The sequence below is a fragment of the Streptomyces sp. RKAG290 genome, assembly GCF_023701695.1.
Taxonomy (GTDB): Bacteria; Actinomycetota; Actinomycetes; order Streptomycetales; family Streptomycetaceae; genus Streptomyces.
Genome location: NZ_JAJOZC010000001.1, coordinates 3,947,051 through 3,970,051, shown reverse-complemented (window position 1 = coordinate 3,970,051; position 23,001 = coordinate 3,947,051). Strand labels below are relative to the sequence as shown.

The window sequence follows — 23,001 nt, the reverse complement described above, 5'->3', positions numbered from 1 at the left end:
AGCCTCAGGGGCTGTCGGGCGGACGCGGGCTCTGCGGCGGCTTGCCGCCGCCACGGCTCCCGGCTGCCGGGCCGCGGAACACCGTGAGTCCGCGATCGTGGGGGACGGTGGCCAGGTGGCGGTGGCGATGCCGTCCGTTGAGCAGATGAATGGCGAGCGCCACCACGGCGATCATGCCGATGACAACCGCCACGGTGATCAGAGTCTCCATGCGTCATGGCCTCCTCGGGCCGTCCCGCGCGTACCTCAAGGCTACTGCGCGATCCCCTGGGACGGGCGGGCCACGGATGCGGCGGACGGTCCCGGTTGCGGGGGCGTTGCCGGCAACGCCCCCGCGGACACGCCGGTTCCAGGAGATCCCGGCCGGCCCTTCGCAGCACCCCGTGCGACCACGGTGACCGGCGGTGACACGGTGAAACAGTCGCTCGCGATCTCCCCGTGCGCGGTTCGCCCGAGTAGGTTCCCCTCATGCGAATAGGCCAACTGCTGGGCACCGGACGCTCCGCCGACGTATACGAACTGGACGAGGCGTGGGTCCTGCGGCGCTATCGCGTCGGGCTGGAAGCCATTCACGAGATGCCCGTCATGTCGTACCTCTCGGCCTCCGGTTACCCGGTCCCCCGGCTCGGTCCGCTGCCCGCGTCGGCCGGCCCCGGTGACCTGGTCCTGCAGCGCCTGACCGGTCCGACCATGCTGGAGTCCCTGATCTCCGGCGAGCTCGACGGGGACGAGGGTTCCGCCATGCTGGCCGGCCTGCTGGCCGATCTGCACACCATCCCGGCCCGGCTCTCGTCGGATCCCGAGGACCGGATCCTCCATCTCGACCTGCATCCGGACAACGTGATGCTGACGGCCGCCGGCCCCGTGGTCATCGACTGGAGCAACACCGAGGAGGGCCCGCCGGCCCTGGACCGGGCCATGACCGCGCTGATCCTGGCCCACGTAGCCGTCGATCGCGGCACCCCGGCGGCGGAGGGCGCCCGCGCACTGCTGGAACTGCTGCTGCCGCGCCTGGCCGCCGACGACGGCATCCCGGCCCGCCACCTCGCCGACGCGGCGGCCAGGCGAGCCGCCAACCCGACGATGAGCCCGGCCGAACTCGCCCTCGTCGCCGAGGCGTCGGCCCTGGTCGCAGAGCTTTCGCGCTGACGTCCGGCCGGGGCCGGCGACCCCGCCCGGCCGAACTGACCCTCGTCGCCCAGGCGTCGGAGCCCGTCACGGACCTGTCGCCGTGGGGCTCCCGCACCGCGGCGGCCCGAATCACTCGCGCGTGCCCGCCAGTTCGACCGGCCTGGTGCGGCCGGATCCACCGCCGGCCTCGGACCGGACGATTGCCCGACCCGCCCCGGACCGCTGCGCCGTGCCGGCGTCACGCCAGTCGCGCCCACCCGGCCTGCCGCTCCGTGCCCGGCCTCGTCCGGCGGCCCGCGCGGGACCAGGGGGCGGGCCGGACGACATCGGCGGGGAGGTCGCCGGCCGGGTGGGAGGCCAGCGCGTGCAGGACGGCGAGGACGGCGGCGAGTTCCTCGGGCGTGGGGTCTCCGGAGAGCAGCCGGATGCTCATGCCGGCTGGTTCCCGTGCTTGCGGTGCGGGAGCGGCACGGTCTTGGTGCGGAGCATGCGCAGTCCGGCGGCGAGCACCGCCCGGGTGCCCGCCGGGTCGATCACGTCGTCGACGAGTCCGCGCTCGGCCGCGTAATAGGGGTGCATCAGCTCGGCCTTGTACTCCTTGACCAGCTGGGCGCGGGTGGCCTCCGGGTCGTCCGCGGCGGCGATCTGCCGCCGGAAGACGACGTTGGCCGCGCCCTCGGCGCCCATCACGGCGATCTCGTTGGCGGGCCAGGCGTACGAGAGGTCGGCGCCGATGGAGCGGGAGTCCATCACGATGTACGCACCGCCGTAGGCCTTGCGCAGGATCACCTGGATCCGGGGCACGGTCGCGTTGCAGTACGCGTAGAGCAGCTTCGCCCCGTGCCGGATGATGCCGCCGTGCTCCTGGTCGACGCCGGGCAGGAAGCCGGGGACGTCGACGAGGGTAAGGAGCGGGATGTTGAAGGCGTCGCAGAGCTGGACGAAGCGCGCGGCCTTCTCGGACGCGTGGATGTCCAGGACGCCTGCCAGCACCACCGGCTGGTTGGCGACGATCCCGACGGTACGGCCCTCCAGCCGGCCGAGCGCGCAGATGATGTTGCCCGCCCAGTGCTCCTGCACCTCCAGGAAGTCGCCGTCGTCCAGGAGTTCTGCGACCACCCGGCGCATGTCGTAGGGGCGCGACGGGTCCGCCGGAACGAGTCCGAGCAGTTCGTCGCCCGGCCGGTCTGCCGGGTCGTCGCAGGCGACCGCGGGCGGTTCCTCCGCGCTGTTCTGCGGGAGCATCGACAGCAGGTGGCGGACCTCCTCCAGGCAGGTCTCCTCGTCGTCGTACGCGAAGTGCGCGACGCCCGAGGTCCCGGCGTGCACATCGGCGCCGCCCAGACCGTTCTGGGTGACCTGCTCGCCGGTGACCGCCTGGATGACGTCGGGTCCGGTGATGAACATCTGCGAGGTCTCGCGGACCATGAAGACGAAGTCGGTGAGGGCGGGCGAGTAGGCGGCGCCGCCCGCGCACGGGCCGAGCATCACGCTGATCTGCGGGATGACGCCGGAGGCCCGGGTGTTGCGCTGGAAGATGCCGCCGTACCCGGCGAGCGCGGTGACACCCTCCTGGATGCGGGCGCCCGCGCCGTCGTTGAGCGAGACGAGCGGCGCGCCGGCCGCCAGGGCCAGGTCCATGATCTTGTGGATCTTCTCGGCGTGCGCCTCGCCGAGCGCGCCGCCGAAGATCCGGAAGTCGTGGGCGTAGACGAACACGGTCCGGCCGTGGACGGTGCCCCAGCCGCCGACCACCCCGTCGGTGTGCGGGCGCCGGTCCTCGAGTCCGAAGCCGGTGGCCCGGTGCCGGCGCAGCGGCTCGACCTCCTGGAAGGTGCCGGGGTCGAGCAGCAGGTCGATGCGTTCGCGGGCGGTGAGCTTGCCTTTGGCGTGCTGGCGCGCCGTCGCGGCGGCGTCGCCGGCGGCCACGGTGGCGTGCAGCCCGTTCAGTTCGGCGGTACGGGTGCCGAGCGACAGCTGGGCCGCGGGCGCCGCGAACTCCTCCTCCAGCTCGGCGGTGTCCGTCCGCGCCGCCCCTGTCCGTGCCGTGTCCGTCCGTGCCGTGTCCGTTCTGCTCATGGTCCTCACGGTCCGACTCCCTGCTTCCCTCGTTGGATTGACCGTCCGAGCCGGCTGCCGGCCCGCGCTCGGATTCAGAGGCCGAGGCCGCGGTAGCGGCGTGGCCAGATGCCGTGCTTGCCGGGGGCGAGAATGCCCTCCGCGTCGAGTGCGTCCTTGATGCGTTCGCCGAGCCTGAGCACGGCGTGGTCGTTGAAGCCGTAGGTCGCGGCGACCTGGTCCATCAGGGCCGGGTGGGCGCGCTGGATTCCGTACCCGGCCGCGGCGGTCTCCCGGACCAGCAGCCCGCACAGCTCGAAGGTGCGGGCCCGGTCGGCCGGATCGAGCGTGTCGAACACGACCATGAAGCGGTGGTGCAGTTCGCGGGCGCCGACCGCCACGGCCCCGAGGTAGTCCTTGCCGTACGCGTGGGCGTGGTCGCGGGCCAGGGCGTACTGCGCGAGCGCGTCCTCACCGGTCGCGGGCGAGACGGGCGTCAGGTCCAGCCGCCCGCCGTTCTCCAGCCAGCTGTCGGCCTCGTCCGCCTGCATCGGCGGCTGTCCGGGGGCGCGCCGGGCCTGCGCGGCCAGCGCCGGGCTGTCGTGCTCGCCGGCCCGGAAGAAGCGGACGCCCGGGACCGGGGCGAGCGCGTCGTGGATCACCGACCACTGGGCGTCCATCACGGCGGGCGCCCCGCTGAGCACCCCGTACAGATTCCACCGGCCGAGCCGCAGCTGCGACATCACCGAGCGGGCGACGCTGTCGGGCAGCGGGCCCGGGCCGGCGTAGTACGCGCTCCGGGGCCCGACGGCGGCCGCGTCGAGCAGCAGGCTGCGCACGGTCGGGGTGTCGCCGACGGTCCGGTCCATCCGCAGCGGGCGCAGGATGTCGACGAGCGGCCCCAGGTCCTCCTCCCGTGGCAGGGTGATCAAGTAGGGGCGGTGGCCGTCCGGTTCGGGACGGAGCCGGACCCCGAGCTTGGTGACGACGCCGAGCGCCGAGCGGGCGAACATCGGGCCGAAGGACGGTCCGCAGCCGTACGGGACCGAAGCCCCGCGGCCCGCACCCGTCAGGGCCGCCATCCCGGTCCGCACCACGTCGCCGTCGGCGAGCACGATCTCCATGCCGCAGGGCGGCGCGGGCACGTCCTCGTACCCGGCGCCTCCCCCGGCACGTTCCAGCACTTCCCCGACGACGCTTCCCCAGCGGGGGCCCGCCATGTCCACCCGGTATTCCAGGCCGAGTTCACCGAGCCGGGTGTCGAGGTCGTGAAAGGTGACACCCGGTTCGACGACCGCGTAGCCGGCCGCCGCGTCCACCGCGAGCACCCGGTTCATCCGGCCGAGGTCGACGGCGACCGCTCCCGGCAGCCGGGGCGCGGCGCCCCCGAAACCGGCGTCCCGGCCGGGCAGCACGGGCGAGAGCGGCACACCGTAGGTGCCGGCGATGCCCATGACGGCCTGCACGTCCTCCACCGAGCCGGGCATCAGCGCGGCGCAGGCCGCGAAGTGCCCGGCGTCGAAGATCGGCTGGGGGTCGGCGTATCCGGGCAGGCCCACCGACTCCTCGGTGAGGACCCAGGCCTCGCCCAGCGCCGCGCGGAACGCCGCGAGGGCCCGGGCGAACTCCTGGCCGTCCACACCGGGCGGGAGCCGGCGCAGCCTCATGACGTACCTGTCCCGATCCGTACCGGGGACCGCTCCGACGGTGCGAACGCCTGGATCTCGATGCGCTCCCACACGCCGGAGACGGCGAACGGGTCGCCGGTGGCGAACTCCTCCACCTGGCCGCGGTCAGCGGCCTCGACCACGATCAGGCTCCCGACGGCGGTGCTGCCGTCCGCGGCGACCAACGGGCCGTACAGCACGGGCCGTACGCTCGCCGCGCGGAGCCGGGCCGAGTGGGCCGGCCGCTGGGCCGCGCGCAGTTCGGCGCTGCCTGGTGCGTCGAGGCAGTGGATCGCCCACAGCATCTGCTTCTCCTCTGGCTGATGGGGCCGGCGGGGCCTGTACCGGACGGCAGGCCCCGGGGGTCGGGCCGAAGAGGCCCTACGCGGCGCGTTCGGCGCTCACCGCGGGTGCGGACTGCTCGCGGAGCCTGGTCAGTTCGCTGACCACGGCCTGACGGGCCGCGAGCTTCTCCTGCTTGGCGCTGAACTTCTCCGGGATGACCCGGTACTCGGCCTCCACGACGCTGGCGAGCTTGTCGCCGTGGTGGAAGCCGATGCGGCAGCGGAAGACCGAGCCGACCGGGGTGCGGTGGTGTTCCAGGAGCTCGTACTGGGCGGTCGCGGGCAGCGGGAAGACGAAGCTGTGGAAGGTGGAGTCGACCGAGCTGATGACGAACCGGGTCCGCTCGGGTCCGGTGACGAAGAACTGCTCGGTGACGGCCGTCCACAGCTGGCGCGCGGCCTCCAGCAGGGTGATGGCCGGGATGTGCTGACCGGTGAGGTGGTCCTCCAGGACCTCGACGCGCTCGTCGATGACGAGATCGGCGACGAACCGTTTCTCGCCGGTCTGGCCGACCGGACCGATCAGGACGTTCTTGGCCTGGTGCTTGTGCGTGAGCCGCTGTTCGGCCGGTTCCGGAACCCCGGACTTGCCGATGGACACCGCCTCCCCGTGCTCCTCGGCCAGCTCCCGTATCTCCGCCAGCTGCTCGGCGGTGAGGCCTTGCCCGATGCTGACCGACAGGTTCTCGGACAGTTCGCCGGCACGCAGCCGGGCCAGCAGGTCGGAGACCGGAATGGTCCCGCGGTTGGTGAGGAAGTCCTCGAAACGGTCTCCCACGGCGATGAGTGCCTCGTGCGACATGTCGTTCCTCCAGAGTGTGTACGGGTGACGCCGGCCTGGGGGCGGGCGCCCCCGGGCCGTGGCTCAGAGGGCGGCGGCCGCCATGTTCTCGACGGTGCGGATGTACGCCTCGGAGAGGGCGCCCACGGTGCGGACGTCGGAGATGACGTACTCCTCCTCGAAGGGGTCGGCACCGAGCTCCGTCTCCAGCTGGATGATGAGGCGGGCCAGCAGCAGCGAGTTGAGCCCCAGCTCGTGCAGGAACTCGGCCCCGGAGAGCGAGGCGTGAACGGGGCGGCCGGCCTCCAGCAGCAGTGCGTTGATCTCCTGGTGGATCAGGGCGGTGATGTCGGTTGCGATCAGCATGTGATTCCTCCGTCGACGACGATTGACTGCCCGGTGATGAATGAGGCTCCGGGCGAGATGAGATAGAGAACCGCATCGGCTATTTCGTTCATGGCGCCGAGCCTGCCGAGCGGTGTGCGCCGCTGGATTCGTTCCCGGTTCTTCTCGGTGACTTCTTCGGTCATGTCACTGTCGAAGAATCCGGGTACCAGCGAATTGACCCGGATGTTGAAGGCACCGAGTTCTCGTGCCAGGCTCCGGCTGAATCCGTCGAGTCCGGCCTTGGTGGCGGAATAGACCGCCACTCCCCGGTACCCGCGAATGGCGTTGATGGAAGAGATGTTCAGGATCTGACCGCCGCCCTGTCGCGTCATCGCGCGGGCGCAGGCCTGGGCCAGGGTGATCGGGGCGACCAGATTGCTGGCGATCAGCGTGTCGGTCTGCTTGCGGGACGTGGTGAGGAAGAGCTCCTGGTGCAGCACGGCCGCGTTGTTGACCAGCAGGTCGATCCGGCCGAACCGCTGCACCGCGGTGCGCACGACACCGCGCAGCGCCGCCGGGTCGGCCAGGTCGGCGGCCTCCCAGAGGAACCGGTCGGGCTGCTCCGCCTGGAGGTCCTTGACGAACTCGTTCGCGGACCGGCTGAAGGTCGCCACCCGCCAGCCCTCACCGAGCAGCCGCTCGACGAGCAGCCGGCCCAGACCGCGGCTGCCGCCGCTGACCAGCGCGACCCGGTCCGCGGCCGCTCCGGTGGCGGGCCCGTCGGCGGGACGGGGCTCCGGGGCGGTCATGCCGCGCTCCGGATCTTCTTGTAGCGCTCCGAGTGCTGCGGCGCGGAGGAGATCTCCACCAGCACCGGCACCTTGTACGCCTCCAGCCGACTGCCGCAGTACTCCCGCACGCGGCGGGCGACCTCGCGCCGGTCCTCGTCGACGACCAGCTGCACGGTGGCCTTCACCACCATGCCGGTGACCGGGTTGGGCTTCCCGCTGACGGTCGCCTCGGCGACGTTCGGCACGCCGAGCAGGACGCTCTCGACCTCGCTCGGATAGACCTTCTCGCCGCCCACGTTGATGATCTCGGAGTCGCGGCCGAGTATGCGGACGTAGTCGCCGTCGACCTCGACGACGTCCTGCGTGTTGAAGAACCCCTCGTCGTCGAAGGGCGCCGGGGCGTTGAGATAGCCGAGCATGGCCATCTCGGACCGGATCCACAGGATGCTGTCGATGATCTTGTGCTCGAAGCCGGCCGTGCCGAGCTTCACCCAGAGGGTGTCGTCGCCCTTGGACCGGGTCGGCAGGATGCCCAGCTCGGACAGGCCGTACGTCTGCTTGAGCCGTACACCCGGCAGCGCCTCGCCGAGCCGGCGCAGCGTCTGCAGGGGCATCGGCTCGGTGCCGTACGTGACGAGCGTGAGCGAATCGGTCGCGTACCGCTCGTGGGCGCCGGAGATCAGCACCATGTTGAGGAAGGTCGGGGTGGTCGGCAGGATCTCGACCCGGTGCTCGGCGATCGCCTGGAAGACGGCCTCCGGGGTGCGCTCGGCGACCGTCACCACGGTGCCGCCCTGGCTCAGGGTGTGCAGCAGGGTGTTGACGCCGCCGATGTGGTCCAGGCTGAGGAAGGACAGGATCCGCGAGGGCCGGGTCGGCTCGCCGTACCGGGCCAGCACCTTCTCGAAGTCGAGCACCGAGGCCTTGCTGCGGCCGGTCGTGCCGGAGCTGAAGAGCACCAGACCGGGCCGGCCGGCGTCGCGGAGCTCCTGGTAGAGGGCGTGCTCGGCGCTGCGGCCGGTGCGCTCGCTGTGGTGCACCCCGCCCGCGTCGACCCGGATGACGACCTCGACCTGCGCCACGTCCAGGAACTCCGCGCGCTTGGCGGCCGGCAGGGTGCTCAGGGGTACGACGACGACACCGCGCTCGATCAGCGCCAGCAGACCGGCACAGGCCTGCGGGGAGTACGAGCCCTCCAGCGTGACGACCTCACCGGCCCGGACCCCGTGCCGGTCGAGGAAGAGGCGCCACTCGCCGACGAGGCGCAGCAGGTCGTCGTACCGGTAGGTGCGGCCCTCGAATGCGATGGCCTCGGAATCCGGGAAGGATTCCAGTCGGGTCAGGAATGGATGGGTCATCGTTTTCTCCCGTTGAGGTCTGTTCTCGGATTTCGGTTGCGGCGTGAATTCGTTTCGATATCTCGAAGCTAACCCGCATCAATTCGGGACTCAATATGGCATTTATGAGCCCTCGGACGGTGCGGTTGTTCGGCTACGGCCGCCCGGTCACGGCAGATCGGCCATACCCGTACGAGCACGGTCACCCGGGCATGGCCATCGGGCTATTCCCATCGGGGTATTCCCCTCGGTCACCGCTGTCCGGGCATGCCCGGTCGGCGTACCCGAAAGGGCATGTAGCGGAAGAGGCATCGACGGGGCACTCTCGGAGGCGTACCGCATCACTGCTGTGACCTGTCCTGGGACGGCAGCGGGCCGCCGAATCCGGCTGCCCCGGGTGCGCCGTTCAACGGCGCCGCTGTTCCCAGGAGCGAAAGTGATCCAGCAGATACTGCCGTCCGCCATTGCCTGCGCGGACGCCACGGCCGACCTTCCCGGCGCCCGCGTCCTGCCGGAGGAGGAGGCCCTCCTCGCGCAGTGCGTGGAGCACCGCCGCCGGGAGTTCACCACCACCCGGAACTGCGCCCGCACCGCGATGTCCGCGCTCGGCGTGGAGCCGGCCGCGGTGCTCCCGGGCGCCAAGGGCGAGCCGCGCTGGCCCGCCGGGGTGACCGGCAGCATGACCCACTGCGACGGCTACCGCGCGGCGGCGCTGACCAGGAGCGCGGACTTCCACAGCGTGGGCATCGACGCCGAGCTCCACGCGCCGCTGGAGGAGCGGCTGGTGCGTCACATCTCCGTGCCGTCCGAGCGGGAGCATCTGCGTGAGCTCGCCCGGATCCGGCCCGAAGTGCACTGGCCCACGCTGATGTTCAGCGCCAAGGAGACCGTCTACAAGACGTGGTACCCGCTCACCGGGCGCTGGCTCGGCTTCCGGGACGCCCGGCTGACCTTCGACCCACTGGCCGGCACCTACCGCGCCCGGCTGATGGTTCCCGGGCCGGTGGTGGACGGTGCCAGGCTGGGCTGGTTCACCGGCCACTGGGCGGTGCGCGACGGTCTGGTGCTCACCGCGATCGCGCTGCGGCGTGGTCGGTGACGTCCGCGTGGTGCGCGATCCCCGCGTGCGAGGCCGTCCCGGCGTGGTCGGTGATTCCGGTCAGTTCGGCGGCCGCCCAGGCGCCCGCGGTACGCAGGTATCCGGGCGCCGCGGACAGGACGGGCCAGTCGAGCCGCTGGGCGTGCTCCATCAGCACCCGGTCCGCACCACCGACGACGACCGGACGCCCCACGGACATCAGCATGTCCAGGTCGCTGGCATGGTCGCCGTAGCAGCTGGACTCCGCGGCGTTCAGGCCCAGTTCGGCGATGGTCTCGCGGACCGCGTCGGCCTTGACCGAGCCGATCATCGGGCGCACCACCTCACCGGTCAGCCTGCCGTCCGGCCCCACCACGGGTTCGGAGCAGAGCACCAGGTCGGCCCGCAGGTCCTCGGCCAGCGGCCCCAGGCAGCCCCGGAACGACCCGGAGACCAGCACCACCAGATCGCCCGCCTCCCGGTGCCGGCTCGCGGCGGCCCAGGTCGCGACGGTGACGGCGGCGGGCCCGCGCCGGTACTCCTCGTACCACTCGCGCCCGGCCCGCGTCAGCTCGTCGGCCGGCACCCCGGCGAACCGCCGGTAGTAGCCGCGGTTGATCTCCGAGCGGTGCACCCCGGAGTCCGCGTCGGCCCTGACCCCGGCCATCACGGCCTCGTAGCCGGATCCGTCGTCCCCGTGCCGGGCCATCCAGAACCGCAGGAAGTCGAACATGCTCTTGGTGTTGATGAGTGTCTCGTCGACGTCGAAGAAGGCGGCCCGGGTGACGGCGCGGCCGGGCTCCTCGTGGTGCACGGCGTGATCGACGGCGGAGTCGTGGTGCACGGCGTGATCGATGGCGGAGTTCGTGGCGTGCTTCATGGCGTCATTCACCAACCGGTGTCGTAGGGGGATGCCGGTACGTGGGTGGCGACCGGCGGGCCGACAGTGGTGCGTGGGGCAGGGGCGGGCGCATGGCCGCACAGTCCCTCGCGCAGGGCGCGGGCTGCCGCCAGCGTGCGGTTGGGGCAGTTGAGCTTGGCGAGGATGTTCGCCACCAGCCGCTTCGCCCCGTGCTCGGAGATCCGCAGCCGGCGGCCGATCTGCTTGTTGCTGAGCCCGTCCACGACGAGCGTGAGCGCCTCGCGTTCGCGCGGGGTGAGCCGGGGCGCGGCGGGCACCTCGCGGGCGCCGCGTCCGGCCAGTTCCAGCAGGCCCCGGGTGAGCACGGCCGGTATGCGCACCTCGCCGGCCCGCATGGCGTCGAGCATGTCGCCCAGCGCCTCCACGTCGAGGCCGTCGGAGAAGAGCAGCGAGGCGCCGGGCACCCCCGCGACCCGGTCCAGGTCCACGGACCGCTGGTCCGGCACGAGAAGGAGCACCCGCACGCCGTACTCGGCGACGCGGTGCAGTACGGAGTCGCTGTCCAGGTCCGCCGGCTCCGGGACGATCAGCAGAAGGTCGGTCCTCGGGTCGTGCACGGCGTCCACCGCGGCCGAGAGCTCCGAGAAGGCCCGGCAGCTGCCGACCGTCGCGACGGAGGCGAGCATGCCCTCCAGCCCGTAGCGCTGGAGGTCGTTCCGGACGGCGAGGATGATGTCGAGCTGTGGTGAGGTGATGCGTACCGGCGGAGAGGCGACCGCTAGAGCCGCGCGATTCTGCGACATTGCCCTTACCCCCATGGGTCCTTGTCGGTGACCGCTGGGGCCACCCGTATGCAAGGAACGCTAGACGCGCGAAGGGCCGCCGGGGCCGTCACTGCCTCCTACTCCGGGTGGCAGCGGACCGAAAGTAGTAGCCGGATACCTCGGGGGTATCCGGCCGGTGGAGGGTACGGGGCAGCGTTCAGGCCGCCGGCGTGGCGGCGGCCACCGCCGGGGAGGCTGCGGTCGTCCCGGACAGCGCCTGGCGGGCGAACGCGACCACGTGGCTGCGCAGATCCAGCGCCCCGGTGTCCGTGCCGATGATCAGCCGGGCGAGCTGAGGGACCGCGTTCGGCCAGGCGGCGAGCCCGATCAGGCTCAGCAGACAGGCGGCGACCTGCGGCGACGCCTCGGTACCGAAGCTCTCGGCCAGCGCGGCGATCTTCTCCTCGTAGTGGCCGCGGCGGCGTTCCTCGTTGGGCAGCACCCCGTCGCGGTAGTGCAGCCCCTCCCAGAAGAAGAGCCTGACCAGGACCGGGTTGTCCCGGTGGAAGTCGTACACCCGCCCCACGTACTCCGCGGGATCGTCGCCGCCCTTGAGCGGGACGGCCTCGGCGAGCTCGTCGAGCGCGCGGCCGACGACGGCGTCGAACAGCTTCTGCTTGTTGCCGAAGTAGCCGTAGATCCGTTCCTTGTTCACGCCGGCCAGCTCCGCGATGCGGTCGACGCGCGCCCCGGCAATGCCGTGAGCTGCGAATTCCTCCTTCGCCGCAGCGAGGAGCCGTTCCTTGGTGTGGGTCGTGTCCGAGGTCATGACACCAGCGTAGAACGGGTTCCGCGAGATGCCAACCAACTGGATGGTTGACATCCAACTGGTTGGTTGGTTTAGTTGAGCTCGTCGCCGAGGGCAGCACCACCGCCCAGGCCCCAGGACACGGTCATCGCGACAGCAGCAAAGGCACCGTCGTACCACCGCCCCCTGCACGATCCACCGACCCATGGATGGGACACCCCATGACCACCGTCGCCCGCCCCGCCGCCACCACCTCTGCCACCGCCGCCGCCACCGACCGGAATCAGCCCCGGTCCGCCGCTCCCGCCCAGGCAGTCCCGCTGCCCTCCGTGCACATGCGGGTCCTGCTCACCTGGATCGCCGTCTTCACGGCCCTCACGGTCGTCCAGCTGGCGATCGGCCCCTACGTCGCAGGATTCCCGATGCTCCTGCGCACTCTGGTCATCACCGGGCTCGTCGTGCCGGCCGTGGTCTACGCCCTGGTGCCGAACCTGCTGAAGGTCCGTGCCGCGGTGCTGCGCCGCCGCCGCTGAGCTCCCCCCGGGGCATGGCTGATTCCAGCCAACATCGGCGCCCAATCCGCAAATCGGCTTATCCTGCACCGGTTCGACGATCAGAAATGCCGTTGGGCACGGGGGAGGAGAGCGTGATGAGTGAACAGGCCCAGAGCCGTCTCGGCAGCCGCCGCAACGGCCGGCCCGTGGACCGTTTCAGAGGTTACGAGGACGAGGTGATCGCCCTCTACCACTCCCGGCTCCGCGGGATCAACAGCCCGCTCGCCTCCGACCCGGAGGTCTGGGCGCAGTGCGAACTGCAGGGCCGCCGGATCTTCCGCGACTGCGCCGACAGCCTCCAGGCCGGCCTGACCGAAGTGTCCGACAGCCACATCGCCGAAGTCGTCGACCTCGGCAGCGCCCGGGTCCAGCAGGGCGTCCATCTCACCCACTCGGTGCGGGCCGGTGTCATCCTCTTCGACACCGTCCTGGAGCGCCTGCTGGAGTGCACCGAGCACGTCGACGGGATCTACCAGGCCTACGCCGCCGCGATCCGCGCCCTTCAGCAGGGCATCGGACGGCGCCTCGAAGTCGGTTCGATCGCGTACGACTCCTTCATGCTCGCCCGGGTCCGCGAGGTGCACGACAAGGGCCACCGCAAGCTCGCCCGCGAGATCCACGACCAGATCGGCAACTCCCTGAGCCTGGCCATGCGCCAGCTGGAGCTCTACGAACTGGGGGTGTCCCGGCAGAACGCCGACGTGCCCAAGGAGGTACGGGCCGCCCAGGACGCCATCCTCGAAACCCTCGCCCACACCAGAGAGCTCGTCACCGAGCTCCGCCGTCCCGCCATCACCGGCTGTCTGGAAGCGGCGCTCGCCGCCTTCGTCGCCTCCATGGGCGACGAGGGCGTGCCGGTCCAGCTGTGGGTGCGGGGCTTGGACGAGTGGATTCCGACGCAGGTGTCGGAGGAGCTGTTCGTCATGGTCCGCGAATGCCTGCGCAACTCCTTCCGCCACGCGGAGGCGGGCAACATCGTGGTCCACATCGACATCGCCCCGCACGAGATCCAGACCGAGATCATCGACGACGGCCTCGGCTTCGACGTGGACCGGGTGCTGGCCGGTGACCGCACCAACGGCCTCACCGGCCTCCAGGAACGCGCCGACCTCCTCGGCGGCACCCTCCACATCGGCTCGTCGGCCGGCCGGGGCACCCACGTGACCATGTGGATACCCATCAAGGAGGACCGGCCCCTCCGATGAGCGAACCGACCCCCGAAACCGTACGGATACTCGTCGCGGACGACCACACCCTGTTGCGCGAGGCCCTCTGCGACCTGCTGCGCACCGAACCGGGCTTCGAGATCGTGGCGCAGGCGGGCAACGGCGAGGACGCCATCCGGCTGGCCGCGGTGCACCGCCCCGACGTCGTGCTCCTCGACATCGAGATGCCGCGCAACGACCCCCCGGCCACCGTCCGCCGGCTGCTCACCTGCGACCCGGGACTGCGCATCATCGTGCTCAGCATGTACGACGGTCAGCAGCTGGTGCAGGAGCTGCTGCGGCTCGGCATCAGCGGCTACCTCCACAAGAGCACCGGCCGCGAGACCCTCATATCCGCCGTGCGCTCCCGCGAGGGCGGCGAGCTGCGCACCGTGACCGTCTCGGTCTCCCCCGACAGCCTCCGCGCCCCGCAGACCGCACCCGACGGCGCCGGCGGCCTCTCCGACCGCGAGGAGGAGGTACTCACCTTGGTCGCAACGGCCATGAGCAACCGTCAGATCGCGGTCAAGCTCGGCATCGCCGAGGGGACCATCAAGCGGCACATGCGCAACATATTCACCAAGCTCGACGCCGTCTCCCGTATCGACGCGGTGAACAAGGCAGTCGAGCGGGGTCTCCTCGCCCAGCAGGAGAACCCCCGAAGGCGCTTCTGAACCACGCGTTCCGGCCGTCGCACGGCCCGGCCCCGCTTCGAAGTCCTGCGGACATACGGATACCCCGCGCACTCCTGGAGTGCGCGGGGTGTATCGACGGACCGCATTTCACGGACAGGACCTGCCGCCCCTGATCGAACCGAGCCGGCCTGGCTGTCCTTCTGCCCTTCTGCCCTCTGCCTTCTACTCCCTGTCGGTCTGTCAGGCGGAGAGCACGAGCCCGGCGAACAGCGTCACATGGACCAGATGCTGCGTCACCATGAAGGCCCGGTAGGGCGTACGGCCGCGAGCGGCGTCACCGCGCGTCGTCCAGCACAGCACCGCCACCACGACGGCCCCTGCGGCCAGCACCACGGCCGGCGGAACCAGCAGCGCCACCCCGTGCCAGGCGACCGACAGGAAGCCGCCGGCGATCAGCAGCGCCCCCACGCCGCCCACCAGTCGGGCCGTGCCGTCCCCCCAAGCGGTCACCGAGGTGCGCCGGCCTGCGGCGGCATCGCCCCGGACGTGGGAGAAGTCCTTGGTCACGGCCCCCACCACACACATCCACAGCGACATCGCGGTGGCCAGCACCAGCACGGAGCCCGAGGGGCGGCCCTCCCCCGCGGCCGTCCAGCCCGCCGCGTAGGTCAGCAGCCCCATCAGCAGTACGGAACCCGAGGTGCCCGCCGCACTGCGCTTGAGCTGGAACGGCGCCGCGGAGTACGCGTAACCGATCAGCAGGAAGGCCAGGTCGAAGGCGAGCAGAGTTGCGTTGCCGCAGGCCAGCGCCGTGACCACCGAGCCTGCCGCGGCCGTCCAGGTCAGCCGGGCGGCTGCCCGCGGTGACAGATCGCCGCGGGCGATCGGCCGCCCGGTCCGGTTGAGCCGGTCCTCCTGGACGTCCGACACCCCGTTGATGCCGTACGTGAACAAGGTCGCCAGCACCCAGCAGACGCCCGGTGCGATCAGCTCCGGCCCCACCCCCGCGAGGCTGCCGCCGGCACAGACCGCGGCCCCCGCCAGGAAACGCATCAGAAAGACGATCTGCACGCAGCAGCGTGCCTCTTCGAGAAACAGAACAGCGGCGCGCGCCGCACCTGCGATCCGCAGGGTGGAAGTCGAGGTACCTGAATCGATCTGTGCTGTGTATGCCCCCATGACCAGGGACATTAATAACTGGCCCGGGACACACACATGCCCCATCGGCGGGCCTTCCGATACCCCTTTTGGGGGAGGGGGCGGTATCGGAAGGACCGCCGGTGGGGCAGCCTGCAACACGGTGGGCAGCGCGCGGCGCGGGTCCGCGGAGGTGGGTGTCAGCGTTCCTGCTGAGCGCCGGTCACCGAGGGAAGATTCACCAGCAATGCGGCCAGCAGCCCGATGATCAGGCCCGTGAAGTGGACCTGCTGCGCGGCGCCGATGTAGATCCAGTAGCCGAAGAACATGCCGCCGGAGAGGAAGAGCAGGAACAGGCCGGCGAAGGCACCCAGGGCGATGTTCGCCCGCTGCGTGACGACGATGCCGGTCTCCTGGCCGCGCGCCCGGCGCACCAGCCCGTAAGCCGCCCTGGCCAGCAGTGCCACGATCAGCACCTCGTAGATGATGACGCCGATCAGTGCCGGGGTGGCCATCGACTCCGGCATCGCCCGCCATTCGAGGCCGTTGCCGCGGACCGGGTCCTTCACCAGATCGCTCATGGTGAGCATGGTGCTGATCAGCGCCTTGTTGGTGCCGAAGTCGTTGATGTTGTTGAGCGTGACCAGACCCAGCCACAGGGTGAGGCCGCTCATCAGGAAGGCGTTGAGCGCGGCCAGCCGGGACCGGACCGCGAGGTCCGGAAGCTGTGCGTTCAGCGGGCTCGATATGTCTTTCGTAGTGGGCCTGTCGGCGGTCAGCGCCATGGGGAATCTCCTTGGAGCGGGAAGGGAGGGGAACCGTTCGGTGTCCTCAGACTGCCCGCGTTCCCGGCGCGGCGGCAGCTCCTCTTTCGACCTGTCCGACCGGCCAGTTCCGGCCGGACTGCCCATCCGGACTGCCCATCCGGACCGCCCGCCGACGGCAGTGAGCGGGCGAGCCCGACGGCTTCCGCACCCGCGAACCGAAGGGGGCACGAGCGCGACGCTCAGCCACCACACGGGCACCACCCGCCACAGCCGTTGAGGCGGATCGGCGGCCCCCCGCACCCCGCACCGACCCGCCGGGCCCTCCCGGGAAGGCAGCGGCCGCGCACCGGGATTCCTCGTTGCAACGACTCGCCCCGCGTCCGTGCCACAAGCGCCGCGTCCGCTGCACCGGGCCGCCCGATACCTCCCCCTGCGGGCGTGCGGGGTCCCAACTGCCCTTCCCAAAAGCGGAATCACCTCAGTAACATCACTCGCGGAATGCGCATGATCACCTTTCAGTGAACAATTTTGCCCCAAGTCGAGTAGATGTCACGCGGGATGTGCTAATTGCCCCACAGGATGCCTTCCTTACCGAGACCGGCCCGGGCGCATCACACTTTCTCCACCGCCCTTTCACACCGGAGCCAACGTTGTCGTCCGCGCGGCGGACCGTGCCGCCTTGGCAGGTGCAACCGGTGGAGTGGCCAACTCCGCCGCTCGGCAACCCCGTCGACATCGTTCGTACCGGCACGCGTCCCGGCGTGCGCCCTCCGGAGTGAGTCCGCGGGCGGTCCGACGCCTCGGGTGCCGCTCCCGTCCGCCTGTCACGCCTGCTCCCACACGCCTCACCGCACCCCTGCGCCGCGGTCCGCCGGCTCACGCCGCGGACTCCCCACCGGAGCAGTGCGTTGTCATGCCCAAAACCAGATGCGGATACGACTCGGATTCGGCCCGGATGCCCATGCGTGCGACTGACCCCCCACACCGCCGCGCATCCGCACACGGACCGGTCCCGCCCGTCGGCACCGACGGACCGACGCGTACCGAGCGGCCGAGCCACCTGTGGCGTCATGCCCAAGGCGGTTGCGATGAGCGCGCGTTCGGGTTCGGGGCCGCCCTTGCGGATGGTGGCGGGATCACGTTCCGGACGGGCCGCCGGCTCAGAGCCGCGCGCACGGAGACCGACTCCCTTCCGCCGCCGTGGCCCCCGCTAGCCTTCCTGCCCAACACCCCCCAATTGAGGACTACTTGATGACGCAGATACTGGTGGTGCTGCTCGCGTCAGCGGCCGCGGGTGCGGCTCTTGCCGCTGCGCCACTCCTGCTCCGGGCCCGCCGTCTCACCGCGGCCCTGCACGCGGAACGGGATGCCGCCCTTCGCGCCCGGGACGCCGTTGCCCTCGAACGGGACGCCGTCGCCCGTGACCGGGAGGCCGTCGTCCGCGAGCGCGACGCCGTCGCCCGTGACCGGGACACCGTGGTACGCGAGCGCGACATCGCCGCCCACGAGCGGGACACCGCCGCCCACGAACGCGACAAGGTCGCCCATGAGCGCGACACCGCTGTCGGCGAGGCCGCACAACTTGCCGCCGGACAGCAGGCCTTGGTCGAGGAGACGCGGCACCTGGTGGGCACCCGCCTCCCGGCCCTCACCATGCACCTCGCCCATCGGCACGTCCCGGTGCCGGGGCTCCTGCACTCCGCCTTCACCGGCACGGGAACGGACCAGGCCCACAGAGAAGTCCTGGATCACCTGTCCCGGACGGTGACGGCCGAGCGGCACCGCGTCGACGAGGCCGCACAGACCGTGGTGCGGGGCGCGACGACCGTCATCCAGGCCCTCAGCCACCAGATGCGCAGCAAGATCGACGAGATGCAGCACCGCTACGACGATCCCGGCCTGGCTCAGGACCTCCTCGGGCTCGACCACCTCAACGAGCAGAACCTCCGCCACATCCAGGGCACCGGGGTGCTGTGCGGGGCATGGCCCGGCCTCACGCACGCCGACTCGCACCTCGGCGACATCGTGGCCGGCGCCCAGTCCCGGATCCGCGGCTACCACCGGGTCCAGGTCACGAGCCAGATGGACATCCCCGTCGCGGTGGTGGCACGGGCGGTCGAGCCGATCGCCATCACCGTCGCCGAACTGCTGGCCAACTCCATCCACCACACGCACGGCACCCTCGCCATCGACGTCAGCCTCCACCAGGTCGAGTCCGGCGCCTGCATCGTCATCGACGACGCCGGAGTGGGCATGCACGCGGACGAGACGGAGTTCGCCACCCGGCTGTTGTCGGGACAGCGCTCGATCCTGCTGACCGAACTCGGCGATCCGCCGCGGACCGGGTTCGCCAAGATCAGTCGCCTCATGCACCAGTACGGGTTCTCCGTGTCCATGGACAAGCCGTCGCCGTACGGCGGAGTCCGGGCCGTCGTGTTCATCCCCGGGAACCTGCTGACGCTCCTCGACGAGGAGACCCACCCGATGTCGGCGATGGCCCCGCTGCCCCGCCCGGCCGCGCCGCCCCGCACCACGACCCTGCCTCGCAGGACGTCACCGGCCCGCGCGGCCGCCCTGCCGTCCGCGGACGCCGCGGGGGTCACAGGAACCGACGAGGCCGCGGACGCCGTAGGCATCGAGGCGACCGGCAGGACCTCGGACACCGTAGGGATCGAAGAGGCCGACAGGGCCGCGGACGCCGAAGGGACCGAAGAGGCCCTGCCGCGCCGTCGCCGCCGGGACCGCCGCCCCACCGGCGAACTGCCCGCGGCCCGTCCGGACAACGCCCTCACGCCTGAGGAAACGCAGGCGACATGGACTGCTTTCCAGGCCGGTACGGCCTCGGGGCGTGCCGCCTCACAGATCGATCACCCTGAAGGGAACCACTGATGACTGACCCCAAGCGCTCCGTGATCAAGGACGTGTCCTGGGTGCTGGAGCCACTCCTGGTCCTGCCTCACGTCGTCCACGCACTGGTGCTCTCCGGGGACGGCCTGGTCAAGGGCGCGTCGCCCAACCTCGCCCGGGAGGCCAGAGAGGGCGCGTCCGCGATGATGTCCGCGCTCCAGGGCGCCGCCCGCGCAGTGGCCATCTCGCTCTCCGGCGACTCGGGGACCAGGCTGCGGCAGGTCGTCGTCGACACGGATTCAGGGTTCGTGTTCGCGATACCGGCGGGCTCCAACACCGTTCTGGCGGTCTTCGCCCGCCGGGAGGTCGACATGGGTGTCGTCGCCCATCACATGCAGATCCAGGTCGCGACCCTCGGAGACAAGGTCATGACTTCGCAGGCACGGGACGCCGGCACACCCTCATGACGGCCAGCCGCCACGGCAGGCGCTTAGTCCCGGCGTACCTGGCCACCACCGGATGCGCTCAGCCCACCCGCAACACGCTGGACCGCCTCACGGTGTTGAGCGCGGCCGGCTCGCGGGTCCCGGAGGGACTGGTGCCTGCGCAGCGTCGCCTGGCCGTGCTGATCCACGGCGGCGCCCTGCCGCTCGCCGAAGCCGCCGCCTACCTGCATCTGCCGGTGAGCGTCCTGCGCGTCCTGGTTGCCGATCTCGTCGACGCCGGCCACCTCGTCGCCCGTGCCCCCATCCCCGAGGCCCAACGGCCGGAACCGCAGCTCCTAGAAAGGGTGCTCAGTGGACTCCGCTCCATCCGCGAACCCAAGATACCTGGCGAACGCTGACCAGACGCTCGTAAAGCTCCTGGTCGCGGGGCCTCTCGGAGTCGGCAAGACCACCATGATCGACGCCCTGTCCGAGACGGTGCCGCTGCACACCGAAGAGACCATGACGCAGGCCGGCACCATGGTCGACAGCCTGGCCGGCGTGCCGCACAAGAGCACCACGACCGTGGCCATCGACTTCGGCCGCCGGACCCTGCCCGGCGATCTCGTCCTCTACCTCTTCGGCACCCCGGGACAGCAGCGCTTCAAGCCGTTGTGGGAGGACATCTCCCGCGGGGCCCTCGGGGCACTGGTCCTGGTCGACACCCGCCGCCTGGACGACTCGTTCGAGGTCATCGACATGATCGAGGAACAGGGCCTGCGGTACGCCATCGCGGTCAACGTCTTCGAGGACACCCCGGGCCACTCCGTCGAAGTACTGCGCGAGCATCTCGACCTCGACGAGCAGACCCCGCTGGTGCTCTGCGACGCGCGCGACGCGACGTCGTCCATCGACGCACTGATCGCGCTCGTCTCCCACCTGATCGCCCACTCCGCCCTGGACGGCGCCTCATGACCAACTACACACCCGAGCTCGTGCCGTTGTACGGGCCGGACTTCGCCGCCGATCCGCACGCCGTCTACACCCGGCTGCGGCAGTACGGGCCGGTCGCCCCCGTCGAGATCTCTCCCGGCGTCGGCGCCCACCTGGTCATCGACTACCAGGCCGCGCTCGACCTCCTGAAGGACACCGGCACCTGGTCAAAGGACCCGCGTGTCTGGCAGGAGACGCTGCCGGCGGACAGCCCGGTCCTGCCGATGATGCAGTGGCGCCCCAACGCCCTGTTCAACGACGGCGAGGTCCACGACCGCTACCGGTCCGTGATCACCGACAGCTTCTCGCTCGTCGAACCGCACCACCTGCGCCAGCAGGTGGCCCAGGCCGCGGACCAGCTCATCCGCGAGTTCGCCGCGACCGGTGAGGCGGACCTCGTCACGCAGTACGCGCGGCCGCTGCCCCTGGTGGTGTTCAACACCCTGTTCGGGATGCCCGACCACTACAGTCCCCGCCTGGTCGCCGCGCTGGCCGGCATGTTCGAGTCGGCCGGCCCCGAGGAGGCCACCAAGGCGAACGCGGACTTCGAGAGTTACGTGATGGAGCTGATCGCCCTCAAGCACGAACGCCGCGGCAACGACCTGACCTCCTGGTTCATGGACCATCCCGCGGGGCTCGACCCCGAGGAGGTCGTCCACCAGGTCGTGCTCACCATGGCCGCCGGGCACGAGCCGACCACGAACCTGATCTCCAACGCGCTGTCCCGCATGCTGTCCAACCCGGACTACTACAGCTCCCTGTCCAGCGGCGCGCTCACCGCCCGTGACGCGATCAACGACGTGCTGCGCAGCGAGCCGCCCATGGCGAACTACTCGGCCCACTTCCCCCGCCGCACCATCCGCTTCCACGGCACCTGGATCCAGGCCAACGAGCTCGTCCTCGTCTCCTACGCCGCAGCCAACACCGCACCGGACAACATCCCCACCGACTCCCCACGCACGGACGGCGGTTCGCACCTCGCCTTCGGCGGCTCGGGACCGCATGTCTGCCCGGCCAAACAGCCGGCGCTGCTCATGGCGACAGCCGCGATCGAGCGTCTCACCAGCCACCTGTGCGACCTCGAACTCACGCTTCCCCGTGAGCAGTTGTCCTGGCGTCCGGGCCCGTTCCACCGTGCCCTCGCCCACCTCCCGGCGCGCTTCACCCCCGTCACTCCCAACCAGGCAGGAGTCACCCCATGGACCAGCCCTACGACATCGACCCCACCGGACGCGACATCCACGCAGAAGCCGCACTCCTCAGGAGCCGCGGCGCCGCATCCCGCGTGACGCTGCCCGGCGGCACCCCGGCCTGGGCCGTCACCAGCCATCTCCTGATCAAGGAGCTGCTCACGGACGACCGGGTGAGCAAGGACCCCCGCAAGCACTGGCCCACCTGGCAGCGCGGGGAAGTGCGGCCGGACTCCTGGCTCCACACCTGGATCGGCGTGGACAACATGTTCACCGCCTACGGCACGGACCACCGCCGGCTGCGCAAGCTCGTCGCCCCGGCGTTCACCGCCCGCCGCACCGAGGCGCTCGCACCCCGCATCGAGAAGATCAGCAACGCGCTCATAGAGAACATGGCGGCGGCGCCGGACGACCAGCCCGTCGATCTGCGCGCCATGTACGCCCATCCGCTGCCCATGCAGGTCATCTGCGAGCTCTTCGGGATTCCCGAGGAGATGCAGCCGCGCACCGCGGAGCTCATCGAGCGGATCTTCGACACCACCGTCACCCCCGAGGTGGCCGCAGCCACCTGGCAGGGCATCCACACCCTGCTCGCCGAGCTGATCGCGCTCAAGCGCACCTCGCCCGGCGACGACATGACCAGCGTCCTGACCACCACGCGCGACGACGACGGCACCCGCCTGAGCGAGGACGAACTCCTCTACACCCTGCTGCTCGTGATCGCCGCGGGCTTTGAAACCACCGTCAACCTCATCGGCAACGCGGTCCACGCCCTGCTCACCCACCCCGATCAGCTCAAGCTCGTCCGCACGGGCGGCGCCTCCTGGAACGACGTCATCGAGGAGACCCTGCGCTGGGCGCCGAGCGTGGCCAACCTGCCCCTGCGTTACGCCGTCGACGACATCGCCCTCCCCGACGGGCAGACGATCGCCAAGGGCGAGGCGATCCTGCCCGCGTACGCCGCCGCCGGCCGCGACCCGGAGTACCACGGCACCGACGCAGCCGACTTCGACATCACCCGAGACCTCCAGGGCCACCTGGCCTTCGGCCACGGTGTGCACCTCTGCATCGGCGCCCCCTCGCCCGCCTGGAAGCCCGCATCGCCCTCCCGGCGCTCTTCGAGCGGTTCCCCGACCTGGACCTGGCAGTACCCGACGAGGAGCTGCAGCCCGTCGAGTCGTTCATCTCCAGCGGTCTGAGGGCCATGCCGGTGCAGCTCGGCAAGCAGAAGATCACCGCCTGACCACGACCACCGGCAGGTGGCGAATGCGGCCCGGCAGCCCGGCCCCACTCGCCACCA

24 protein-coding genes and 1 pseudogene are annotated in these 23,001 nt (G+C 70.9%); 11 read left to right on the top strand and 14 right to left on the bottom strand.

Going from position 1 to position 23,001, the window contains the following annotated elements; translation table 11 throughout:
* Nucleotides 1–4: 4 nt before the first annotated feature.
* The gene (locus LNW71_RS17380) at nt 5–211 is read right to left on the bottom strand and encodes a hypothetical protein (protein WP_250969068.1); all 207 of its coding nucleotides are present in this window, start codon (nt 209–211) and stop codon (nt 5–7) included.
* A 257-nt stretch (nt 212–468) separates the two neighbouring features.
* Here LNW71_RS17380 and LNW71_RS17375 point away from each other — a divergent pair, with 257 nt between their 5' ends.
* Complete coding sequence (locus LNW71_RS17375; RefSeq protein WP_250969067.1) at nt 469–1,149, top strand: phosphotransferase; 681 nt, start codon at nt 469–471, stop codon at nt 1,147–1,149.
* A 220-nt stretch (nt 1,150–1,369) separates the two neighbouring features.
* Here LNW71_RS17375 and LNW71_RS17370 read toward each other — a convergent pair whose 3' ends face one another.
* The 8 genes from LNW71_RS17370 to LNW71_RS17335 form a co-directional block, all read right to left on the bottom strand.
* Complete coding sequence (locus LNW71_RS17370) at nt 1,370–1,564, bottom strand: acyl-CoA carboxylase subunit epsilon (RefSeq protein WP_250969066.1); 195 nt, start codon at nt 1,562–1,564, stop codon at nt 1,370–1,372.
* Entirely contained in the window at nt 1,561–3,210 is a 1,650-nt protein-coding gene (locus LNW71_RS17365) for an acyl-CoA carboxylase subunit beta (RefSeq protein ID WP_250969065.1), read from the bottom strand. Before LNW71_RS17365 ends, LNW71_RS17370 begins: the two co-directional genes overlap by 4 nt.
* Nucleotides 3,211–3,284: 74 nt before the next feature.
* A complete protein-coding gene (locus LNW71_RS17360) occupies nt 3,285–4,856 on the bottom strand; it encodes an FAD-binding protein (protein WP_250969064.1) in 1,572 nt (523 codons plus the stop codon).
* Nucleotides 4,853–5,161, bottom strand: coding sequence for a YciI family protein (locus tag LNW71_RS17355; RefSeq protein ID WP_250969063.1), 309 nt, complete (start codon nt 5,159–5,161; stop codon nt 4,853–4,855). The genes LNW71_RS17360 and LNW71_RS17355 overlap by 4 nt, the downstream gene beginning before the upstream one ends.
* Before the next feature lie 76 nt (nt 5,162–5,237).
* Complete coding sequence (locus LNW71_RS17350) at nt 5,238–6,002, bottom strand: AfsA-related hotdog domain-containing protein (protein ID WP_250969062.1); 765 nt, start codon at nt 6,000–6,002, stop codon at nt 5,238–5,240.
* Between the two features lie 63 nt (nt 6,003–6,065).
* Nucleotides 6,066–6,347 (bottom strand): phosphopantetheine-binding protein, encoded by a 282-nt coding sequence (locus LNW71_RS17345; RefSeq protein WP_250969061.1) that lies wholly within the window; start codon nt 6,345–6,347, stop codon nt 6,066–6,068.
* Nucleotides 6,341–7,117: an SDR family oxidoreductase gene (locus tag LNW71_RS17340; RefSeq protein WP_250969060.1), complete on the bottom strand. Its 777-nt coding sequence runs from the start codon at nt 7,115–7,117 to the stop codon at nt 6,341–6,343. Before LNW71_RS17340 ends, LNW71_RS17345 begins: the two co-directional genes overlap by 7 nt.
* Nucleotides 7,114–8,457 (bottom strand): fatty acid--CoA ligase family protein, encoded by a 1,344-nt coding sequence (locus LNW71_RS17335; protein ID WP_250969059.1) that lies wholly within the window; start codon nt 8,455–8,457, stop codon nt 7,114–7,116. Before LNW71_RS17335 ends, LNW71_RS17340 begins: the two co-directional genes overlap by 4 nt.
* Nucleotides 8,458–8,872: 415 nt before the next feature.
* On the opposite strand from LNW71_RS17335, the gene LNW71_RS17330 reads away from it, so the two are divergent.
* Nucleotides 8,873–9,535: a 4'-phosphopantetheinyl transferase superfamily protein gene (locus LNW71_RS17330; RefSeq protein ID WP_250969058.1), complete on the top strand. Its 663-nt coding sequence runs from the start codon at nt 8,873–8,875 to the stop codon at nt 9,533–9,535.
* Here LNW71_RS17330 and LNW71_RS17325 read toward each other — a convergent pair.
* The 3 genes from LNW71_RS17325 to LNW71_RS17315 form a co-directional block, all read right to left on the bottom strand.
* On the bottom strand, nt 9,504–10,394 hold the full coding sequence (locus LNW71_RS17325; protein ID WP_250969057.1) for an HAD-IB family hydrolase: 891 nt from the start codon (nt 10,392–10,394) through the stop codon (nt 9,504–9,506). The genes LNW71_RS17330 and LNW71_RS17325 overlap by 32 nt on opposite strands.
* 8 nt (nt 10,395–10,402) lie before the next feature.
* Nucleotides 10,403–11,179: a response regulator transcription factor gene (locus LNW71_RS17320; protein WP_250969056.1), complete on the bottom strand. Its 777-nt coding sequence runs from the start codon at nt 11,177–11,179 to the stop codon at nt 10,403–10,405.
* Between the two features lie 178 nt (nt 11,180–11,357).
* The gene (locus LNW71_RS17315; RefSeq protein ID WP_250969055.1) at nt 11,358–11,969 is read right to left on the bottom strand and encodes a TetR family transcriptional regulator; all 612 of its coding nucleotides are present in this window, start codon (nt 11,967–11,969) and stop codon (nt 11,358–11,360) included.
* A gap of 200 nt (nt 11,970–12,169) precedes the next feature.
* On the opposite strand from LNW71_RS17315, the gene LNW71_RS17310 reads away from it, so the two are divergent.
* From LNW71_RS17310 to LNW71_RS17300, 3 genes are all read left to right on the top strand, one after another.
* A complete protein-coding gene (locus LNW71_RS17310; protein WP_250969054.1) occupies nt 12,170–12,481 on the top strand; it encodes a hypothetical protein in 312 nt (103 codons plus the stop codon).
* Between the two features lie 116 nt (nt 12,482–12,597).
* Complete coding sequence (locus LNW71_RS17305) at nt 12,598–13,707, top strand: ATP-binding protein (RefSeq protein ID WP_250969053.1); 1,110 nt, start codon at nt 12,598–12,600, stop codon at nt 13,705–13,707.
* Nucleotides 13,704–14,381 carry a response regulator transcription factor gene (locus LNW71_RS17300; RefSeq protein WP_250969052.1) on the top strand — a complete coding sequence of 226 codons (678 nt, stop codon included), beginning with the start codon at nt 13,704–13,706 and terminating at the stop codon, nt 14,379–14,381. Before LNW71_RS17305 ends, LNW71_RS17300 begins: the two co-directional genes overlap by 4 nt.
* Before the next feature lie 201 nt (nt 14,382–14,582).
* On the opposite strand, the gene LNW71_RS17295 is transcribed toward LNW71_RS17300, so the two are convergent.
* Both LNW71_RS17295 and LNW71_RS17290 read right to left on the bottom strand, forming a co-directional pair.
* Nucleotides 14,583–15,521, bottom strand: a complete 939-nt coding sequence (locus tag LNW71_RS17295; protein WP_250969051.1) for a UbiA family prenyltransferase — start codon at nt 15,519–15,521, stop codon at nt 14,583–14,585.
* A gap of 158 nt (nt 15,522–15,679) precedes the next feature.
* Nucleotides 15,680–16,264 (bottom strand): DUF2165 family protein, encoded by a 585-nt coding sequence (locus tag LNW71_RS17290; RefSeq protein WP_250969050.1) that lies wholly within the window; start codon nt 16,262–16,264, stop codon nt 15,680–15,682.
* 1,233 nt (nt 16,265–17,497) lie between these two features.
* Between LNW71_RS17290 and LNW71_RS17285 the strand changes: the two genes are divergently transcribed.
* The 6 genes and pseudogenes from LNW71_RS17285 to LNW71_RS17260 all read left to right on the top strand — a co-directional run bounded on the left by LNW71_RS17285 (nt 17,498) and on the right by LNW71_RS17260 (nt 22,944).
* Entirely contained in the window at nt 17,498–19,135 is a 1,638-nt protein-coding gene (locus tag LNW71_RS17285) for a sensor histidine kinase (protein WP_250969049.1), read from the top strand.
* Nucleotides 19,135–19,560: a roadblock/LC7 domain-containing protein gene (locus LNW71_RS17280; RefSeq protein WP_250969048.1), complete on the top strand. Its 426-nt coding sequence runs from the start codon at nt 19,135–19,137 to the stop codon at nt 19,558–19,560. The genes LNW71_RS17285 and LNW71_RS17280 overlap by 1 nt, the downstream gene beginning before the upstream one ends.
* Entirely contained in the window at nt 19,557–19,937 is a 381-nt protein-coding gene (locus LNW71_RS17275) for a DUF742 domain-containing protein (protein ID WP_250969047.1), read from the top strand. Before LNW71_RS17280 ends, LNW71_RS17275 begins: the two co-directional genes overlap by 4 nt.
* A complete protein-coding gene (locus LNW71_RS17270) occupies nt 19,891–20,493 on the top strand; it encodes an ATP/GTP-binding protein (RefSeq protein WP_250969046.1) in 603 nt (200 codons plus the stop codon). Before LNW71_RS17275 ends, LNW71_RS17270 begins: the two co-directional genes overlap by 47 nt.
* Nucleotides 20,490–21,800 (top strand): cytochrome P450, encoded by a 1,311-nt coding sequence (locus LNW71_RS17265; RefSeq protein ID WP_250969045.1) that lies wholly within the window; start codon nt 20,490–20,492, stop codon nt 21,798–21,800. The genes LNW71_RS17270 and LNW71_RS17265 overlap by 4 nt, the downstream gene beginning before the upstream one ends.
* Nucleotides 21,710–22,944: pseudogene (locus LNW71_RS17260) on the top strand (cytochrome P450). The gene LNW71_RS17265 and the pseudogene LNW71_RS17260 overlap by 91 nt, the downstream one beginning before the upstream one ends.
* The last annotated feature ends 57 nt before the right edge of the window (nt 22,945–23,001 follow it).

Coding starts and splice junctions, on each gene's coding strand:
- LNW71_RS17380 (WP_250969068.1), bottom strand. CDS start 211: ATGGAGACTCTGATCACCGTGGCGGTTGTCATCGGCATGATCGCCGTG.
- LNW71_RS17375 (WP_250969067.1), top strand. CDS start 469: ATGCGAATAGGCCAACTGCTGGGCACCGGACGCTCCGCCGACGTATAC.
- LNW71_RS17370 (WP_250969066.1), bottom strand. CDS start 1,564: ATGAGCATCCGGCTGCTCTCCGGAGACCCCACGCCCGAGGAACTCGCC.
- LNW71_RS17365 (WP_250969065.1), bottom strand. CDS start 3,210: ATGAGCAGAACGGACACGGCACGGACGGACACGGCACGGACAGGGGCG.
- LNW71_RS17360 (WP_250969064.1), bottom strand. CDS start 4,856: ATGAGGCTGCGCCGGCTCCCGCCCGGTGTGGACGGCCAGGAGTTCGCC.
- LNW71_RS17355 (WP_250969063.1), bottom strand. CDS start 5,161: ATGCTGTGGGCGATCCACTGCCTCGACGCACCAGGCAGCGCCGAACTG.
- LNW71_RS17350 (WP_250969062.1), bottom strand. CDS start 6,002: ATGTCGCACGAGGCACTCATCGCCGTGGGAGACCGTTTCGAGGACTTC.
- LNW71_RS17345 (WP_250969061.1), bottom strand. CDS start 6,347: ATGCTGATCGCAACCGACATCACCGCCCTGATCCACCAGGAGATCAAC.
- LNW71_RS17340 (WP_250969060.1), bottom strand. CDS start 7,117: ATGACCGCCCCGGAGCCCCGTCCCGCCGACGGGCCCGCCACCGGAGCG.
- LNW71_RS17335 (WP_250969059.1), bottom strand. CDS start 8,457: ATGACCCATCCATTCCTGACCCGACTGGAATCCTTCCCGGATTCCGAG.
- LNW71_RS17325 (WP_250969057.1), bottom strand. CDS start 10,394: ATGAAGCACGCCACGAACTCCGCCATCGATCACGCCGTGCACCACGAC.
- LNW71_RS17320 (WP_250969056.1), bottom strand. CDS start 11,179: ATGTCGCAGAATCGCGCGGCTCTAGCGGTCGCCTCTCCGCCGGTACGC.
- LNW71_RS17315 (WP_250969055.1), bottom strand. CDS start 11,969: ATGACCTCGGACACGACCCACACCAAGGAACGGCTCCTCGCTGCGGCG.
- LNW71_RS17310 (WP_250969054.1), top strand. CDS start 12,170: ATGACCACCGTCGCCCGCCCCGCCGCCACCACCTCTGCCACCGCCGCC.
- LNW71_RS17305 (WP_250969053.1), top strand. CDS start 12,598: ATGAGTGAACAGGCCCAGAGCCGTCTCGGCAGCCGCCGCAACGGCCGG.
- LNW71_RS17300 (WP_250969052.1), top strand. CDS start 13,704: ATGAGCGAACCGACCCCCGAAACCGTACGGATACTCGTCGCGGACGAC.
- LNW71_RS17295 (WP_250969051.1), bottom strand. CDS start 15,521: ATGGGGGCATACACAGCACAGATCGATTCAGGTACCTCGACTTCCACC.
- LNW71_RS17290 (WP_250969050.1), bottom strand. CDS start 16,264: ATGGCGCTGACCGCCGACAGGCCCACTACGAAAGACATATCGAGCCCG.
- LNW71_RS17285 (WP_250969049.1), top strand. CDS start 17,498: ATGACGCAGATACTGGTGGTGCTGCTCGCGTCAGCGGCCGCGGGTGCG.
- LNW71_RS17280 (WP_250969048.1), top strand. CDS start 19,135: ATGACTGACCCCAAGCGCTCCGTGATCAAGGACGTGTCCTGGGTGCTG.
- LNW71_RS17275 (WP_250969047.1), top strand. CDS start 19,557: ATGACGGCCAGCCGCCACGGCAGGCGCTTAGTCCCGGCGTACCTGGCC.
- LNW71_RS17265 (WP_250969045.1), top strand. CDS start 20,490: ATGACCAACTACACACCCGAGCTCGTGCCGTTGTACGGGCCGGACTTC.